Source organism: Streptomyces sp. NPDC002104 (genome assembly GCF_053593795.1).
The window spans coordinates 73530-90161 of the sequence record NZ_JBSFDF010000025.1; the positions used below are offsets into that span (position 1 = coordinate 73530).

15 protein-coding genes and 1 tRNA gene are annotated in these 16632 nt (G+C 73.7%); 4 read left to right on the top strand and 12 right to left on the bottom strand.

Features of this window, described 5'->3' with window-relative positions; genetic code table 11:
• The first annotated feature begins 27 nt into the window (after window positions 1-27).
• A complete protein-coding gene (locus ACWCP2_RS21695; protein ID WP_450910217.1) occupies window positions 28-1131 on the top strand; it encodes an FHA domain-containing protein in 1104 nt (367 codons plus the stop codon).
• Window positions 1132-1238: 107 nt separating this feature from the next.
• Here the strand turns inward: ACWCP2_RS21695 and ACWCP2_RS21700 are convergent, their stop codons facing one another.
• From ACWCP2_RS21700 to ACWCP2_RS21710, 3 genes are read right to left on the bottom strand one after another with little or no spacing between them, the layout of a single operon-like run.
• Window positions 1239-2114 carry a hypothetical protein gene (locus ACWCP2_RS21700; protein WP_450910218.1) on the bottom strand — a complete coding sequence of 292 codons (876 nt, stop codon included), beginning with the start codon at window positions 2112-2114 and terminating at the stop codon, window positions 1239-1241.
• Window positions 2111-2488, bottom strand: coding sequence for a PadR family transcriptional regulator (locus tag ACWCP2_RS21705; protein ID WP_450910219.1), 378 nt, complete (start codon window positions 2486-2488; stop codon window positions 2111-2113). The genes ACWCP2_RS21700 and ACWCP2_RS21705 overlap by 4 nt, the downstream gene beginning before the upstream one ends.
• Before the next feature lie 43 nt (window positions 2489-2531).
• Window positions 2532-3518, bottom strand: a complete 987-nt coding sequence (locus tag ACWCP2_RS21710; protein ID WP_450910220.1) for a methyltransferase domain-containing protein — start codon at window positions 3516-3518, stop codon at window positions 2532-2534.
• Window positions 3519-3643: 125 nt separating this feature from the next.
• On the opposite strand from ACWCP2_RS21710, the gene ACWCP2_RS21715 reads away from it, so the two are divergent.
• Window positions 3644-4048: a globin gene (locus ACWCP2_RS21715; protein ID WP_399379734.1), complete on the top strand. Its 405-nt coding sequence runs from the start codon at window positions 3644-3646 to the stop codon at window positions 4046-4048.
• Window positions 4049-4117: 69 nt separating this feature from the next.
• Here ACWCP2_RS21715 and ACWCP2_RS21720 read toward each other — a convergent pair whose 3' ends face one another.
• From ACWCP2_RS21720 to ettA, 3 genes are read right to left on the bottom strand one after another with little or no spacing between them, the layout of a single operon-like run.
• A complete protein-coding gene (locus tag ACWCP2_RS21720; protein WP_450910221.1) occupies window positions 4118-4831 on the bottom strand; it encodes a hypothetical protein in 714 nt (237 codons plus the stop codon).
• On the bottom strand, window positions 4828-5313 hold the full coding sequence (locus tag ACWCP2_RS21725) for an acyl-CoA thioesterase (RefSeq protein WP_450910222.1): 486 nt from the start codon (window positions 5311-5313) through the stop codon (window positions 4828-4830). The genes ACWCP2_RS21720 and ACWCP2_RS21725 overlap by 4 nt, the downstream gene beginning before the upstream one ends.
• 18 nt (window positions 5314-5331) lie before the next feature.
• Complete coding sequence (gene ettA, locus ACWCP2_RS21730) at window positions 5332-6996, bottom strand: energy-dependent translational throttle protein EttA (RefSeq protein WP_450910223.1); 1665 nt, start codon at window positions 6994-6996, stop codon at window positions 5332-5334.
• 194 nt (window positions 6997-7190) lie between these two features.
• Here ettA and ACWCP2_RS21735 point away from each other — a divergent pair, with 194 nt between their 5' ends.
• Window positions 7191-7748, top strand: a complete 558-nt coding sequence (locus ACWCP2_RS21735) for a hypothetical protein (protein ID WP_450910224.1) — start codon at window positions 7191-7193, stop codon at window positions 7746-7748.
• A gap of 124 nt (window positions 7749-7872) precedes the next feature.
• Here ACWCP2_RS21735 and ACWCP2_RS21740 read toward each other — a convergent pair whose 3' ends face one another.
• The 5 genes from ACWCP2_RS21740 to ACWCP2_RS21760 all read right to left on the bottom strand — a co-directional run bounded on the left by ACWCP2_RS21740 (window position 7873) and on the right by ACWCP2_RS21760 (window position 14910).
• Window positions 7873-9363 carry a phosphatase PAP2 family protein gene (locus ACWCP2_RS21740; RefSeq protein ID WP_450910225.1) on the bottom strand — a complete coding sequence of 497 codons (1491 nt, stop codon included), beginning with the start codon at window positions 9361-9363 and terminating at the stop codon, window positions 7873-7875.
• A 75-nt stretch (window positions 9364-9438) separates the two neighbouring features.
• A complete protein-coding gene (locus ACWCP2_RS21745; RefSeq protein ID WP_450910226.1) occupies window positions 9439-10839 on the bottom strand; it encodes a thioester domain-containing protein in 1401 nt (466 codons plus the stop codon).
• 68 nt (window positions 10840-10907) lie between these two features.
• Window positions 10908-11315: a single-stranded DNA-binding protein gene (locus ACWCP2_RS21750; RefSeq protein WP_243334947.1), complete on the bottom strand. Its 408-nt coding sequence runs from the start codon at window positions 11313-11315 to the stop codon at window positions 10908-10910.
• A 135-nt stretch (window positions 11316-11450) separates the two neighbouring features.
• Window positions 11451-13277, bottom strand: a complete 1827-nt coding sequence (locus ACWCP2_RS21755; RefSeq protein WP_450910227.1) for a GTPase — start codon at window positions 13275-13277, stop codon at window positions 11451-11453.
• 4 nt (window positions 13278-13281) lie between these two features.
• Window positions 13282-14910, bottom strand: coding sequence for a dynamin family protein (locus ACWCP2_RS21760; RefSeq protein WP_450910228.1), 1629 nt, complete (start codon window positions 14908-14910; stop codon window positions 13282-13284).
• Window positions 14911-15242: 332 nt separating this feature from the next.
• Here ACWCP2_RS21760 and ACWCP2_RS21765 point away from each other — a divergent pair.
• Window positions 15243-15315: transfer RNA gene (locus ACWCP2_RS21765), tRNA-Arg, on the top strand.
• A gap of 164 nt (window positions 15316-15479) precedes the next feature.
• On the opposite strand, the gene ACWCP2_RS21770 is transcribed toward ACWCP2_RS21765, so the two are convergent.
• On the bottom strand, window positions 15480-16382 hold the full coding sequence (locus ACWCP2_RS21770) for an AfsR/SARP family transcriptional regulator (RefSeq protein WP_450910229.1): 903 nt from the start codon (window positions 16380-16382) through the stop codon (window positions 15480-15482).
• Window positions 16383-16632 lie beyond the last annotated feature (250 nt).

A 16632-nucleotide genomic window follows, 5' to 3' on the forward strand; every position in this document is an offset into this window, starting at 1 on the left:
GGACGCGAAGAAGAAGAACCTGCCTCGATGACGCAGGAAGAAGGAGGAAGCGCCGCGATGCCGACCTGCCCGAACGGGCACCAGTCCGCCTCCGACGACTGGTGCGAGGTCTGCGGCCACCGCATGGCTGCCCCCACGGGCACCCCCGGGGCGCCCTCCTACGGCTACGGCTACCCTCCGGCCGGCGAGCCGACCGCACAGGCCGAGCTCTGTCCGCAGTGCCGGACCCCGCGCGAGGCCATGGCCCCGTTCTGCGAGGAGTGCCGGTACAACTTCCTGACCCGTACGGCGACCTCGTACACCCCGCTCGCCCCGGACCTGTCCCCGCCGCAGCCCCCGTCCCCGGGCGCGCCCGCGGCCCCGCCTGCGTACTCCCAGGACCACTTCGACTACCAGGGTTCGCGGCCCTCGCGGGTCAACCGCCCGGCCGAGCCGCTGCAGCGCGAGGACGACTGGATGCTGCCGCCTCCGGCGCGCCAGGACTTCCAGCAGCCCCCGTACCAGCAGCAGCCGCCGCCCCCGCAGCAGCACCAGCAGCAGCCGCAGCAGGGACACCAGCCGCCGCCGTACCAGCAGCAGCCGTCCCGGACCGGGCAGTACCAGCCGCCCCAGGCGCCTCAGCACCAGCAGCAGCACCCGCAACACCAGCAGCCCCAGCACCAGCAGCAGCACCAGGCGCAGCAGCCCGGCTACCAGCAGCAGCAGCCGTACCAGCAGCCGGGCGGCGGGGCCTGGAGCGCGACGATCGGCCCGGACCGCTCGTACTTCATGGCCATGATGCACCGCAGCGGCCCCGAGGCGGCCGGGCTCGACCTGCCCGCGTACTCCCCCGAGCAGCACCTCCCGCTCTCCGGCGGCCAGATCACCATCGGCCGGCGCCGCGCCTCGACGGGCGAGTCCCCCGACATCGACCTGTCGGTGCCCCCGGAGGACCCGGGCGTCTCGCACCAGCACGCGGTGCTCGTCCAGCAGCCTGACGGCAGCTGGGCCGTGGTGGACCAGAACTCCACCAACGGCACCACGATCAACGGCGGCGAGGAGTCGATCCAGCCGTACGTGCCGGTTCCGCTCGCCGACGGGGACCGCGTCCACGTCGGTGCCTGGACCACGATCACCGTCCGGCGCGGCTGACCTCGCGCGGCCGGCCCCTCGCGGCCGGCCCTTCCGCGCGGCCGCCGGTCCTGAACGCGGCGAAGCCCTCCGGTGTCCACCGGAGGGCTTCGCCGTTCCACGGATGCTCAGCCGCCGACGAGCGGGTCCCGGGCCCCGCGCCGGCGCCGCACGCTCACCACGGCAGCGGTGACCAGCAGCAGGACGAGCAGACCGGCCACGGCGAGCGGGAGCAGCGCCCCGGGGTGGAGGGCGAGGAACAGCAGCGGCAGGCCCGCGAGCAGGACGGCGGGCGCGGTGCGCAGCCCGGCGAACGCCCGGCGTCCGGCCAGCAGCAGTCCGGCGGTCAGCGTGACGGCGAAGCGCAGCTGGGTGAAGGGGTGCACCAGCGGGACCAGCATCACCGCACTCGTCAGCACCAGCGTCCACGCCATCACCGCGAGCACACCGGCCCGTGTGCGGACACGGGGAACGGGCCTCAGATCCGGCGGGCACGCCACGGCCACCAGGGCCAGGGCGATCATCGGCCCGTCGGTGAGCGCCGAGAACCCGAGGGAGGCGATGCCCATCCGGACCGCGCCGAGCGCGAACACCACGACGGTTCCCGCCAGCACGGTCCAGCTGCCGGCCGCCCAGTGTCCGGCCAGCGCGAGGAACGTCCCGAACACCATGACGAGGTAGGCCGCGACCGTTCCCGCGAAGACCGGGCCGATCTCGTCGAAGTCCGCGACGAGGAAGACGTGGTGCATCACTCCGGCCCAGCTCGACGCGGCGGCCCCGACGGCTGTCAGGGCGAACGGCGCCAGCGCCGCCAGGAGCCGGCCGGGGCGTCCCGCGGAGCCCAGGCCGAGCCGCATGCGCAGGGCGTGTCCGGCCACGTCGGCGCCTTCCCGCACCCGGGCGGGGAGCGCCGCCCCGTGCGTCGCCTCGCGGTACGCGTCGGCGATCTCGTCGCCGAACTCCCGCCGGTAGGCGGCGGGATACAGCCTCAGCAGCGCGCTCACGTGCCCACCGCCGTACGGCGGACGCGCAGGGCGGTGCCGAGGGAGGCCGCGGACCCGCCGAGTCCCAGCCGCCGGGTGGCCTCCTGCGCGGTGCGCGCGAGCCGGGCCGCCTCGGCGGCCAGGATCTCCCGGCCGCGCGGGGCGAGCGCGTAGCTGCGCCGCCTGCGGCCGTCGACCACCTCTTCCTCGTGGACGGCGATGAGTTCTTGTTCCAGGAGCCGCTCCAGGGCCCCGTAGAGCGTTCCGGTGCGCATCGTGGTGCGGCCTTCCGAAATCTTCTCGACCTCCTGGGCGATCGCGTATCCGTGCCGGGGGGCATCGGCGAGCGCCGTGAGGATCAGCAGGGTCGGCTCGCGGAGAGCTTGATCAGTCACAGGCAGACCATAGCTCGGTCACCGGCATATGTCGATTACCGACCTATGATGCTCCGGTCTCCCCCAGCGGCCAGACGTAGGGCCCCTGCGGATCGTCGAGCCAGCACCACTGCCCGCCGGCGCCCACCGTCACCCCGAAGCGCTCGCGCGCGGGCCGGTCCTCGCGCCGCCACAGGTCCAGCGCCTCCCGCGGGTGCAGGGCGCCCGAGGTGAGCACGAGCATGAACTGGAAGCGCTCGTTCTCCACCAGCTCGTACGGCAGCCCCTGCGGCATCCCGTACGTGCCCGGCGGCGCGGCCGTGGCCCCGCGCAGGGGCACGAAGTAGGCCGGGGTGTGCAGGAAGCGGCCCTCGGCGAACTCGGCGTCCCGCACCGTGAGCGCGATCAGCCCGGTCGACAGCGGGGCCAGGATCCGGGCCCCGGGGCGGCACTGGCCCAGCCAGGCGGGCGGGATCAGCGGGATCGTGCAGGTCACCAGGATCCGGTCGAAGGGAGCGCGGGCGGGGCAGCCGCGCGCCCCGTCGCCGGTGACGACGGCCGGGTGGTAGCCGAGCCGGTCCAGGTGCGCGCGCGCCGACTCGGTGATCTCCTCGTCCAGGTCGACGGTGGTGACCAGGCCGTCACCGAGCCGGTGGCACAGCAGGGCCGCGTTGTAGCCGGTGCCCGCGCCGATCTCCAGCACGCTGTCCCCGTCGCGCACGTCCAGGGCCTCCAGCATCCTCGCCATCAGCGAGGGCTGGCTGCTGGAGGAGACCAGTTCGCCGTCGCGCAGCCGGGTGGCGAGCGGGGCGTCGGTGTAGACCCCGCGCAGCCAGCGGGCCCGCTGTGCGGGGTCGGGGTCCTCGGCCCACAGCCGCTCGTGGCCGGCGCCGCGGCCCGTGTAGTAGTACGGGACGAACACGTGCCGGGGCACGGCGGCGAAGGCCGCCCGCCAGCGCGGATCCTCCAGCGCCCCGGCGGCGGTCAGCTCCCGTACCTGGGCGGCGTGCGCGGTCTCCCGCACGTCGCGTACCTCGGCGTGTGCGCCCATGTCTCCACTGTCCTGCGGACGCCGTCCGGGTGCGACCGCGCCGCGGCCGTGCGGAGCAGGGGCCTCCTGCGCGGGGAGGTCCTAGGACCGGGGTCCTCCGTCCGGGCGTCTGAGACGATGGTCGGGTGAATGAGATTCCGCGGGGCACGGTCCAGGAGCAGACCTTCTACGAACTGGTGGGCGGCGAGGACACCTTCCGCCGTCTGGTCCACCGCTTCTACCAGGGGGTCGCCGAGGACCCGCTGCTGCGCCCGATGTACCCGGAGGGGGACCTCGGTCCGGCCGAGGAGCGGTTCGCGCTGTTCCTGATGCAGTACTGGGGCGGCCCGAACACCTACAGCGAGAACCGCGGCCACCCGCGCCTGCGCATGCGGCACGCGCCCTTCCAGGTGGACGCCGCCGCGCACGACGCGTGGCTGGCCCACATGCGGGTGGCGGTGGACGAGCTGGGCCTCGCGCCGGAGCACGAGGCGCAGCTGTGGCGGTACCTGACGTACGCCGCGGCCTCGATGATCAACACCGCGGGCTAGGCGGGCTAGCCGGTACGGGCAGGCGTACGGGGTCCCCGCGGGCTCCCGTACGGCGCGGGCGGGCTCCGGCTAGACCGGCCGGACGAGCAGGGTGCCCAGGCCGCCGGGCCGGCGCGTGGCCACGGACCCGTACGGGGTGCGCAGCCGCAGCCAGCCGCCGGAGGCGAACAGGGCCACCGGCTCGGAGCCGCCGGACGGGGCGGGCGCGGCGGGCACGGTGGACCGTACGGGCCGCAGGAAGCCCAGGGACTGCGCGGCGTGCACGGCGCGCAGCGGAAGTTCGGTGTCGCTCAGCGTGCGGGACCAGATCTCGCGGCCGATGCGGTCGCGCTCGGAGCGGGTCCGGTGCTGCGGGGGCAGGGCCTCGTCGCGGGCCCGGAACTCGGCGACGGCGGCCGCCAGGGCCCCGGCCATCGCCTCGGGGCCGGGCAGCCCGGGCACCGGGGTCCAGCCGCCGCGGGGCGGCAGCACGCCCGCCCAGGGCGGTCCGGTGACGGCCGCGGGAACGGCTGCGCCGGCCCGCTCGCCCTCGTCCACGGACTCCAGCAGCTCCCCGGCCGAGACGGTCAGGTCGAGCGGGGCGGAGAGGGGCGCGGCGAGCCGCACCGTGCGGACGGCCAGGACGTCGAAGGACGGCGGCCGTCCGAAAACGGCGAGCGCACCGCCGCCGGCCTGCGCCTGCAGGCGGACGGCGGCGGCACGGTCGTAGTGCACCAGCCGGCCCAGGAAGGCGGCCAGGTCGGCCGCCTCCCCGGAGTCGGCGAAGTGCAGCTGCTCGTTCATGCCGCGATGCCCCCGGCGGGAGCGCCGGTCTTCGGCTGTGCCTTGGGCTGTGCCTTCGGCTCGTCCAGGTACTCCTGGAGGAAGAGCTTCTCCTCGGCCGTGATGCGGCGGGGCCGCCCCTCGGCGAGGTTGTAGGGCACGACCACGGTCTCGGCGCGCACGTACACCGTCTCGGGCGCGTCCTCGGTCGCCTCGTCCTTGACCTCGTAGCGGATGGTCAGGGACGCGGCGCCTATCCGGGTCACCCAGGACTCGATGAGGACCGGCTCGTGACGGTGCACGAGGGGCAGCTTGTAGTCGATCTCGTGACGGGCCACGACGGAACCGCCCGTGAAGGACTCACTGCCCTCCCCCGGCGCGAGGCGGAACATGAAGTCGATCCGCGCCTCCTCCAGATAGCGGAGGAAGACGACGTTGTTGACGTGCCCGAAGGCATCCATGTCCGCCCAGCGGAGGGGGCAGCGGTAGTGGTGTCTGGCCATGGCCCGTGTCCTCGGCCCTCAGCCTCGGGTGAGCTTCTTGTAGGTGGCACGGTGCGGACGGGTCGCGTCCGCGCCGAGCCGCTCGACCTTGTTCTTCTCGTACGACTCGAAGTTGCCCTCGAACCAGTACCACTTGGAGTCACCCTCGTACGCGAGGATGTGGGTGGCCACTCGGTCCAGGAACCAGCGGTCGTGGGAGATGACCACGGCCGCACCGGGGAATTCGAGGAGCGCGTTCTCGAGCGAGGACAGCGTCTCGACGTCGAGGTCGTTGGTGGGCTCGTCGAGGAGCAGCAGGTTGCCGCCCTCCTTGAGCGTCAGCGCGAGGTTGAGGCGGTTGCGCTCACCACCGGAGAGGACACCGGCCGGCTTCTGCTGGTCCGGGCCCTTGAAGCCGAAGGCGCTGACGTACGCGCGGGACGGCATCTCGACCTGGCCCACGTTGATGTAGTCCAGCTCGTCCGACACGACGGCCCAGAGGGTCTTCTTGGGGTCGATGTTGGCGCGGCTCTGGTCGACGTAACTGATCTTGACGGTCTCGCCGACCTTGATGGCGCCGGAGTCCGGCGTCTCCAGGCCCTGGATCATCTTGAACAGCGTGGTCTTGCCGGCGCCGTTCGGGCCGATGATGCCGACGATGCCGTTGCGGGGCAGGGTGAAGGACAGGTCGTCGATGAGGACCTTGTCACCGAACGCCTTCGAGAGGTTGTTGACCTCGACCACGATCGAGCCCAGACGCGGGCCCGGCGGGATCTGGATCTCCTCGAAGTCCAGCTTCCGCATCTTGTCCGCCTCGGCCGCCATCTCCTCGTAACGGGCGAGGCGGGCCTTGGACTTGGTCTGGCGGCCCTTGGCGTTGGAGCGGACCCACTCCAGCTCTTCCTTGAGGCGCTTCTGGCGCTTCTCGTCCTTGCGGCCCTCGACCTTGAGGCGGGTGGCCTTCTTCTCCAGGTACGTGGAGTAGTTGCCCTCGTAGGCGATGGCGCGGCCGCGGTCGAGCTCGAGGATCCACTCGGCGACGTTGTTCAGGAAGTACCGGTCGTGGGTCACGGCGATGACGCAGCCCTTGTACTGCGAAAGGTGCTGCTCCAGCCAGTTCACCGACTCGGCGTCGAGGTGGTTGGTGGGCTCGTCGAGGAGGAGCAGGTCCGGGGCCTCGATCAGCAGCTTGCAGAGCGCGACGCGGCGCTTCTCGCCACCGGAGAGGTTGGTGACGGGCCAGTCGCCGGGCGGGCAGCCCAGGGCGTCCATGGCCTGCTCCAGCTGGGCGTCGAGGTCCCAGGCGTTGGTGTGGTCCAGGATCTCCTGGAGCTTGCCCATCTCGTCCATGAGCGCGTCGGTGTAGTCGGTCGCCATTTCCTCGGCGACCTCGTTGAAGCGCTTCAGCTTGGCCATGATGTCGGCCGCGCCGTCCTGGACGTTCTCCAGGACCGTCTTGGACTCGTCGAGCTTGGGCTCCTGCATGAGGATGCCGACGGTGAAGCCGGGCGACAGGAAGGCGTCGCCGTTGGAGGGCTGCTCCAGCCCCGCCATGATCTTGAGCACGGTGGACTTACCGGCGCCGTTCGGGCCGACCACACCGATCTTCGCGCCGGGCAGGAAGTTCAGGGTGACGTCATCAAGAATCACCTTGTCGCCGTGCGCCTTGCGCGTCTTGCGCATGGTGTAGATGAACTCAGCCAAGAGAAACCGTCCGGCAGATCGATGGGTGGGCAGATACACCCCATCTTGCCTGACGTCCATCCCCCGGGGGAAACCCGTATGGCCCCCGGGCCACCCGGCCGGCGCCCGCAAAAGCGCCCCGGGGCCTTGTGCCGCACGGCAGGATGCCCCTGAGGAGGGCGCGGCCGGGGGGCTGCGTCCGAGGTGGGGGGCATATGGACAGCGGACTGATCGCGCTCGGGGCGGCCGTGGTCGGCGTGGCCGGGACCTTGCTGGCGACGGTGCTTTCGCAGCGGATGCTGGCGCGGGTGCAGGCGGCGCAGTTCGAGCGGGAGCAGCGGGTCGCGCAGCTGGGGTGGGCCCGGGAGCAGCAGCTGGCGCAGCTCGACCGCAGGCGGGAGTGCTACGCGGCGACGAACGCGGCGTACCGGCGCTACCGGATCGCGCTCATGTCCTTCCTCTGGGTCGTCCACAACGCGCCGGGCGATCCGGCGGAGCGGCCGGCGCCCTCGCGGGCGGCGCTGGAGGAGGCCCGGGGCGGCCATCACGCCGCCTTCGCGGAGGCGCAGATGGTCGCCTCCGCCGCGGTCCTCGCGGAGCTGGACTCGATGACCCGGGGCATGGCGGGGGCCTACGCCCGCACGATGCGGCTGGCCGAGGGCGCTCCCGGGCCGGACTGCTCCTTCGAGGAGATCCATGCCGAGCTGCTCAGCCTCTCGCAGCGCTCGGACGTCATGCGCGCCACCATGCGGGCGGACCTCGGCATGGTGTGAGCACGGGCCGGCCCGGCCGCCCGGCCGCCCGGGCGAGCGGGCGCCCGGGCGGCGGGTCGGCGCGGGTGGCGGGTCAGCGCGGGTGGCCGGTCAGCGGGGGTGGCCGGTCAGCGCCGGTGGCCGGTCAGCGGGGCCGGTACACCGTGAGGGCGTCCGGGAGGTCGTCCAGGACCAGGGCGGTGGGGGCCTGGGCGTACTCGCCGTCGTAGGCGAGCGGGGTGCCGGCGGGGATGTCGCTCACGCGCAGGCTGCGCAGCCGGGTGGCGACGTGGACCGGGGAGCGGGTCAGCGGGCCCGCGAAGGCTGCGGCGAGCATGCGGGGGCCGGGGCGGCCGCCGCCGAGGACGAGCCGGATGTCGAGCAGGCCCTCGCCCAGGCTCTTGCGGTAGCGGGGTGCCGGGCCCGTGCCCTGGTAGGTGCCGTTGCCCGCGAAGAGCAGCCAGACGCTGCGCTCCTTCCCGGCGAGCTTGAGCCGTACCGGGCGCTCCGCGCGCAGCACCCGGTACGCCGCCAGGAGGGCGGCGGGGCCGCCGCCGATCCGGGGGGCCCAGCGGAGCCGGTGGCCGAGCAGCTCCGGGTAGGCCCCGATGCTGAAGTTGTTCAGGAAGTACCCGGCTCTGGTGTCCTCGGGGTCCGGCCCGGGGCCCGGGGTGAAGCGGCCGACGCCGATGTGGACCGCGTGCCCGTCCGCCACGGCCCGGCAGGTGTCCTCGATCCCCGCGAGGCCGAGGTCGAGCGCGAAGTGGTTGAGGGTGCCGCCGGGGAACACCGCCAGGGGGATCCCGGCGCGCAGCGCGGCGGTGGCGGCGGCGTTGATGGTGCCGTCGCCGCCGCACACGCCGAGGACGGCGGCCCGTTCGGCGGCCGAGGTCAGTGCCGCGGCGAGCCCGGGCCCGTCGCATTCGACGAGCTCGGCCTTGGGCAGCCGCTCCCGCAGCAGTACGTCGAGTCCCGTCGCGGCGGCCGTGCCCGACCCGGTGTTGACGACCACCGTGAGCCCGTCCCCGTCGGGCAGCGCGGGCGCCGCGGCGGCCCGCTCGTCGCCGGGCACGATCCGGGACTCCTGGGCGTCCCGGGTGAGCCGGCGGACGGTGAATCCCGCCGCCACCCCGAGCGCGGCGCCCGCGAGCACGTCCGAGGGGTAGTGGACGCCGGTGTACACCCGCGAGAACGCCACGGAGACGGCGACCGGGGCCAGTACGGCGCCCCAGAGCGGGGACTCCAGCGCCACCCCGGCGGTGAAGGCGAACGCGGACGCGGCGTGCCCCGAGGGGAAGGAGGTGGTCCGCGGCTGCGTGCTGAGCCGGCGCACGGCGGGGACTCCGGCGAGCACCGGGCGCGCCCTGCGCACGGACCATTTGCCGACGGTGTTGATGGTCGCGGAGGCCAGCGCCAGGGACGCGACCCCGCGCACGGCCGCCTTGCGGGCCCCGGCGGAGCCGAGGACGGCGATCCCGGCGGCGGCCCCGCCCCACAGCAGCCCGTGGTTCGCGGCCCGGCCGAGCCGCGGCAGCACCCGGTCGGCCCCGGGCCAGTGCCGCCGGGCCACGAAGTCGAAGAGCAGCCGGTCCCCCTGTGCGACCGCGCCCCGCCACGTCAAGTCTTGATCAGCCATCTTGTGCCTCTACCCGAACCTCCGGATCCGAACCAGGCCGAACCGGCCCGAACCGCCTCGGCCTGCGCCCGGCCCCTACTCCGGGTCCGTCGCCCGCTCCGGCCCGGGGCCCTCCTCCAGGGGGCGCTTGCGCAGCAGGAGGACGACCAGGCCGCCCAGGACGACCAGGCCCACCGCGAGGGAGGCGATCACCGGGGTGGCCGCCGAGCTGCCGCTGGCGGCCAGCCGCTCCCCGGAGGTGTCCGGTTCCGCTGCCGGGGCGGGCGCCGACAGCGCGCCCAGCGCCGTCGTCGCCCGGCCCGCGCCCTCGCCCGAGCCCGGGCCCGCGCCCGAAGCCGCGCCGGAGGCCGTGCCCGCGGCGGCGCCCGGGGCCGTGCCGTCCGCCGGCCGGGCCACGGGGAGCTGTGGCCACGTCGCCGTGGCCGTGGCCACCGCCGCGGACTGGCTGGAGCCGGCCACGATCTGGACCTGCGCGGGGACCCCGCTGGTGAAGACCCTGCCGACCGGCACGCGCGTCGACCCGCGCAGGGTGACCTCGGCGCTGCCGTCCGGTGTCCCCTCCGGCACCTCGAAGTACAGCTTCGCTCCGTTGACCGCGGTGGTGACCGGCAGCCCCTGGGCGTCCACGACCCGCACCCCCATGGCCAGGGCCGCCGGGTCCGGGGTCACGCTCACGCTCTGCGCGCCCGTCCGCACGGTGACCGGCCCGATCCGGGCGCCCAGCGGCCCGGACACCTCACCGGGATCCACCGCGAGCGAGGCCGGCGGTTCGGGCAGCCTGCGCGCCTCGCGCTGGAGGTAGTCGGCCAGTTTCTCCGCAGCGGGGTCGACGGCCTCCACCCGTACGCCCTCGGCCAGCCGCCAGATGGCCACCTGGGTGCCGGCCGCGGCGCTCTCCGCGGTGAGCGCCGCGGCTCCGGCCGCCTTGGCGAGCCCGGCGAGATCGTTGCGCTGGGGGTAGGAGTGCTCCAGTACCCAGCGGATCCGGCCCGCTTCTCCGTTTCCCGCGAGCGGCGTGCCGTTCCATCCGATCTCCGTGAACCGGGCCTGGGGCTGCGCGGCGCCCGCGACGCCGACTCCGTACGTCTGGAGCATGCCGCCCCCGTCGACCCGCATCTCGTACAGCCCGGCCGGGATCTGGCGCGCGGTTCCGTCCGGGCCGCGCAGGACGGCCTGTCCGAAGGTCTTCAGCCCGTCCAGGACGGCGCTCGCTCCCTCGGGCGTCCGGGGTGCGCCCGGACCGGTGTCGGCGACCGCCACCGCACCCGGGGCCCCGGCCAGTGCGGCGGCGAGCAGGGCCATCGCGATCGGCCGCCGTACGGAGCCCCGTACGGCCGTGGCGACCGGGGTGCGCGCCGCCGGTGCGGCGCCGGCCCCCTGGCCGGCAGCAGGAACCGGACCACCGCCCGGAGGGCGTTCAGGAGCAGCGCCATCGGCGGCGGCAGGAGTGGAGGGTGCGGGAACGGCAATCGACACAGTCTTCCCCTTCGGGCCGAAGGCCCAGGTGCCCGTGAGTACCGGGGAATCCTAGCCTCCTCGAACACTCAGACCACCGCCGCCTTCTGAGTGCCCATCAGCGGCACGTCCGTTCTGACGACGCGGCGGAAGGCCGCCGTGCCGCGGTTCAGGTCGTGCCCGATCGCGGTCGCGTCGATGTTGGCCGAGAACCACCGGTTGCCCTCCCCGTCGGGCGGGTCCTCCCGCACCCGGAGCCTTCCGTGCACCACCAGCGGTTCGCCGACGGACACGGACCCGGCGAGGTTCACCGCGAGGCCGCGCCGGGCCCACACCGTGTAGAAGCTGGTGGGCGCGTCCGCCCACGTCTCCTTCTTCCGGTCGTAGTACCTCGGGGTGACGGCGAAGCGGAACCGGGCCGCCGGGCCGCTCGCCGTGTCCTTGTAGTCGATCTGCGTGGCCACGTAACCCACCAGCGTCACCTGGGTGTCGTTCATCCCGGCCGCCCTTCCGGGGTCCGGCGGCGCGCTCGACCGCGCACCGCCCCGACCCCCGTCCCTGCCCGTCCGGACCCTCCGCACGGCGTAGGACCATGCTGGCCCGGTCGGCCGGAACCCGTCGGTGGCTGTGGACTACTGACGGCTTGTGGACAACTTCGCCACCGTCGCGTACTGCTCGCGCACCTCCCGGTAGCGCAGGAGTTCCGCCGCCACCGGCTCCAGTACCCGGGCCCGCCCGCAGCCCGCCGCCGCCTGGCGCAGCCGGCGCTCCGCGTCCTGCCCGTAGCGCCGTGCCGGGCCCCGGGCCCCGATCGAGCAGGCCCACTCCACGAGCGGACCGCCGACGATGCCGGCCACCATCAGCAGGACCGGCGGCATCAGGCTCGGTGCCAGGACCCCGGCGATCTGCCCGGCCAGCCACAGCCCGCCGTAGATCTGGAGCAGGGTCATGGCGGCCTGCGCCAGCACTGCCGCCGGCCACCACGAGGGCCGCGGCGGCCGGGCGCTGGGCATCGCGACCGCCGGCCCGAGGGTCACCGCGATCTCGTCCAGCGCCTGGGGGAGCCCTTCGGCGCCGCGGACCGCGGTTTCCCGTACGGCTTGCGCCCAGGGGTCGGGCAGGCCGTGGACCGCCTCGTCGGCGACGGTCCGGACGGCCTGTTCGACCCGCTGACGGGCCGTCACCTCTTCCTCCACCGGCTGCTCGGGGGCCGTCTGGGACCGCCCCATGGCCGCCAGGGCGGCGAGGCCGGACAGCGAGCGCGGGGCGCGCCGGCTCTCGTACCACCGCCACAGGCGCAGCCACGGGGTGCCGCAGGCCTTTCCGGCGTTGCGCCGCCAGGCCCGCTCGGCGGCGAGCCCGGCCGCGTACGCCCCGACCGCCTCGGCGAGCCGGTCCTCGAACTCGGCGCGCGCGGTCTCCCCGATCTCCGGCCCGGCATGGCCGTCGGCCACGTAGAGGGGCCGCAGGCGCGCCGCGGCCTTGTCCACGTCGGCGGAGATGCGGCGCGTCGCGGCGCCCTTCTCCTGGGTGAACTGGCCGAGCATCTCGCGCAGCTCCCCGACGCCTTCACCCGTGAGGGCGGACAGTCCGATGACGGTTGCTCCGGGCTCGCCGTGCTCGCCGAGCGCGATCCCGTCGTCGTCGAGGAGCCTGCGCAGGTCGTCCAGGACGAGGTCGGCGGATTCCCCGGGCAGCCGGTCCACCTGGTTCAGCACGACGAAGGTCACCTCCGCGTGCCCGGCCAGCGGGCGCAGGTAGCGCTCGTGCAGGACGGCGTCCGCGTACTTCTCCGGATCCACCACCCACACCACGGCGTCGACCAGCGCCAGGACCCGGTCCACGTGGTCGCGGTGGGCGCCGACCGCGGAGTCCAGGTCGGGCAGGTCGACGAGGACCATGCCGCGCAGCGCCTCGGCCTCCGAGGTCTCCCGGGGGCGGCGGCGCAGCCGGCCGGGGATCTCGAGGCGGTCCAGCAGTCCCGCGGCGCCGTCGGACCAGCTGCACGCGATGGGTGCGGCGGTCGTCGGCCTGCGCAGCCCGGTCTCGGAGATCTGCACTCCGGCGAGCGAGTTGAAGAGAGTGGACTTGCCGCTTCCGGTGGCTCCGGCGATGGCGACGACGGTGTGCTGCGCCGACAGCCCGCGGCGCGCGGCCGCCTCGTCCAGGACGCGGCCGGCTTCGGCGAGGGTCTTTCCGTCGAGGATCCTGGTCCGGGACAGCCCGATGAGCTGGCGCAGCGCGTCGAGGCGGACGCGCAGGGCCTGCGCCTCGGGGCTGAGCGGGGGCGCGGGGGCCTTGCCGCCGTCGCTTCCGGCGCCGGAGACCGCTCGTACGAGTGCTTCGTCGCCCTCCTCGTCTCCGCTCATGGGCCAGTCGTCCTCGCCGGCCCGGGGGCGTGAGCGGGCGATCAGTCCGTCGTCCCAGCGGTCGTCGGTGCGGTCGGTCAGGGCGGTCACCGCGTCACCTCTCCTTCTGCAGTAGGGACAGTGCGGCGATCAGCTCGGCCTGGGGTTCGGGACTGACTTCGAGCGCTTCGATCGGGGCGAGGCGGCGGTCGCGTTCGGCGCGCAGCACCTGGTCGAGGTGCTCGGCGACGAGTTCGCCGCCCCGGTCGCGCAGCCGTACGGCGGCCTGTACTCCGATCCGCTCGGCGAGCTTCTCCCCGGCCGGCCGGGCCCGCTTGCCGCCGAGGAGCGCCGCGACCAGCAGGGCGGCGACCCCGTCGGGGTCGGGCGCGGGCTGCTTGTCGAGGGCCGCGACCTCTTCCTCGGCGAGTTCCTCCAGCACGCGCCGCCAGCGGCGTACGGCCATGCCGATACGTTCCGCCGCCTCGCGGTCGGGGGCGGGCAGGGAGACCGCGCCGGCGGCGGGCTCGCGGCGCCAGGCGTCCGCGATGCGTTCGTCGGCGGCGGCGACGGCGCACTGGAGGAGCGCCGCGAGGGATTCCGCGAGGGAGTCGAGCAGTTCGTCGGCGCTGGTGTCGAGGGGGTAGCCGCGCCAGCGGGTCAGCGCGTCCCCGGCGAGTACGGCGCCCCGGTCCAGGCGGCCCCGGACCCGCTTGCCCTCCCTCTTGTAGGCGTCCTCGACGGCGAAGGTCAGCCGTACGGCGGCGGCGTGCTGGGCCGCGACGGCCGAGGCGAGCTCCGGCATCCGGCGCCCGAGGGAGTCGAGCGCGCCCAGGGCGGTGCGCCCGACGGCGTACTGGCGGGCGGCCGGGTCCTGCGCGTGGTGCGCGAGCCAGGCGAACAGCGGGGCCACGGCGCTGGCGGGCAGCAGCCCGCCCCCGCCGGCCGATTCGGGCAGCTCGGGCACCGTGAACCGGGGCACCTCGCCGAGCCCGGCCCGCGTGAGCAGGGCCCCGTACTGCCGGGAGACCTCGGCGAGCACCTGGTGCGGGACCCGGTCGAGGACGGTGACGAGGGTGGCCTTGTACTGCTTGGCGGTGCGCAGGAGGTGCCAGGGCACGGCGTCGGCGTACCGCGAGGCGGTGGTGACCATCACCCAGACGTCCGCGGCGCAGATGAGCTGGGCGGCGAGCGTGCGGTTGTCGACCACGAGGGAGTCGATGTCGGGGGCGTCGAGGATGGCGAGGCCGCGGGGCAGGGTGGAGACGGTCTCGATCCGCACCTCGCGGGTGGTCGCCGGGTGGCCGTGCCCGTGCCGGTCACCCGGACGGCGGGGGGTCCGCCGGGAGGAGGAGGGGGTGTCCTCGTCGTCCTGGGGGGCCCAGACCCGCATCAGATCGGGCAGCACCCGCACCCCGGCGAACCAGTGGTGGTCATCCGGATGGCAGACGAGGACGGGGGTGCGGGTCGTGGGCCGGAGTACCCCGGCTTCACTCACCTGGCGCCCCACGAGGGAGTTGACGAGGGTGGACTTACCGGCCCCGGTGGACCCGCCGACGACGGCGAGCAGCGGCGCCTCCGGCGCCTTCAGCCGGGGTACGAGGTAGTCGTCGAGCTGCGCGAGCAGCTCGGCTCTGGTCTGGCGGGCGCGGGGGGCGCCGGGCAGGGGCAGCGGCAGACGCACGGACGCGACCCGGTCGCGCAGGGCGGACAGGGCATCGAGCAGCTGAGGCCGAACATCCAAGGTCACCACATGCGAAGAATGCCCAATTTAGGAGCATTTTTGAAGCTTATACGTCCTCTGCGCGCCGAGCGCTACTCCGGCGGCACATCCCGGACACAGCGGACGAGTGGGGCACAGGCATAACGAGTGCACAACACCCAGGGCGCCACGGCGCAAAAGCGGTGCGAGAATCGCACCTGCCTGCGATTATCGGGACCGCTTCACCGAACCTCCACATCGTGGCACGCGAGTGAAGCAACCGGGACAAGGCAACCGGAGCCCTATCCTTGACCCGGCACGGACCACAGCCCCACCCCCATCCAGGGGCTCCAGGCCACCACGGCCACCTTCCGGCCCCCGTAGCTCAGTGGATAGAGCAGGTGCCTTCTAAGCACTTGGCCGCAGGTTCGAGTCCTGCCGGGGGCACACTTCCCGTACCACCCCGAAGCCCTCCCCCGTGGAGGGCTTTCGTGCAGGTCAGGGCACCCTAGCGAGCGCGCCGTAGCGATGACGTAAGCCCGTACAGGGCAAAGAGCCCCGGACCCCTCCGAGAACTCCGAGGGCTCCGGGGCTCCGTGGCCCGTCGTCGGTCAGCCGAACGGGCCGCGGCGCGCCAGCGGCAGGCGCGGGGTCGGGACGAAGGTTTCCTCCGCCGCTCCGCTGTCCTGGCGCAGGGACGACATCACCATCAGCTGCGGGTCCTGGAGCAGCAGGCGGGCGTGCAGGGCCCGCAGGGCCGAGCCGGGCTCCACGCCCAGCTCCTGGACCACGCGGGCGCGCTGGACGGAGTACACCGTCAGCGCCTCGTTGCCGCGGTCCGAGCGGTAGAGCGCGAGCATCAGCAGCCACAGGAAGCGTTCGCGCAGCGGGTACTTGTCCACCGCGTAGTACAGGTACGGAACGGCGTTGCGGTGCCTGCCCAGCTCCAGTTCCAGCTCGGCGCGCACTTCCATGTCCGCCAGGAAGCGCTCCTGACGGTAGAGCCGTTCCCGTTCGAGCATGGGCCCTTCCAGCCCTTCGGCGAGCGGGCCCGTGGACATCACGCGCGCCTTTTCCAGCAGCCCGACCGCCTGCAGGATCTCGCCCCGGCGCGCGGCGGCGATGCCGGCCGCCGCCAGCTGTTCGTACTCATAGAGGTCCACTTCGGAATCCCCGACGTCCAGCCGGTAACCGCCGGCCGACCACTCCAGGGAAACTCCCCCGCCGCCGTCGCCGTTCTCGGCCGACAGGAGACCGCGCAGACCCGAGACGGATTTCTGGATCAGATTCTTCGCGTAGGCCGGATAGCCGTCTCCCCAGAGAGCTTCTATCAGTTGATCGATACCCGTCTCCAGGCCCGGCCTGAGCAACAGCACGGCCAGCAGGGCCCGTTGTTTCGGCGGCCCCAGCTCCAGCGCTTTCGTTCCACGATCGGTCTGCAACGGTCCGAGAAGACGGAACCGCAGCCTCGACGCAGATCCGTCGTCCCCCTTGAAGCCGCGCTCGCGCAGCAAAACACCAGACATATCCACTCCCCCGGTAAAACCTCCATAAGGCTAGGTATTACCGGCTGGTTCTCACTGCCCGGAAATCGGATGAGAGAGAACTCACATCGCGCGATGCCTTGACGACATCCGGTAGTTGAGATCCGCGAAGGGCCCGCGTCCGCGACGGCGCCGACGGCCCCCCGGTCCGCGCGGCGGACGGTCAGCGATTACTCCAGCGGCTGGTCAAACCCCGTCGTCCAAGGTGATCCGGTCCCCG

Bases quoted from the DNA above. Each gene is read 5' to 3' on its own strand.
- ACWCP2_RS21750 (WP_243334947.1), bottom strand. From the start codon at position 11,315: ATGAACGACACCCAGGTGACGCTGGTGGGTTACGTGGCCACGCAGATC.
- ACWCP2_RS21695 (WP_450910217.1), top strand. From the start codon at position 28: ATGACGCAGGAAGAAGGAGGAAGCGCCGCGATGCCGACCTGCCCGAAC.
- ACWCP2_RS21735 (WP_450910224.1), top strand. From the start codon at position 7,191: ATGGACAGCGGACTGATCGCGCTCGGGGCGGCCGTGGTCGGCGTGGCC.
- ACWCP2_RS21740 (WP_450910225.1), bottom strand. From the start codon at position 9,363: ATGGCTGATCAAGACTTGACGTGGCGGGGCGCGGTCGCACAGGGGGAC.
- ACWCP2_RS21710 (WP_450910220.1), bottom strand. From the start codon at position 3,518: ATGGGCGCACACGCCGAGGTACGCGACGTGCGGGAGACCGCGCACGCC.
- ACWCP2_RS21725 (WP_450910222.1), bottom strand. From the start codon at position 5,313: ATGGCCAGACACCACTACCGCTGCCCCCTCCGCTGGGCGGACATGGAT.
- ACWCP2_RS21720 (WP_450910221.1), bottom strand. From the start codon at position 4,831: ATGAACGAGCAGCTGCACTTCGCCGACTCCGGGGAGGCGGCCGACCTG.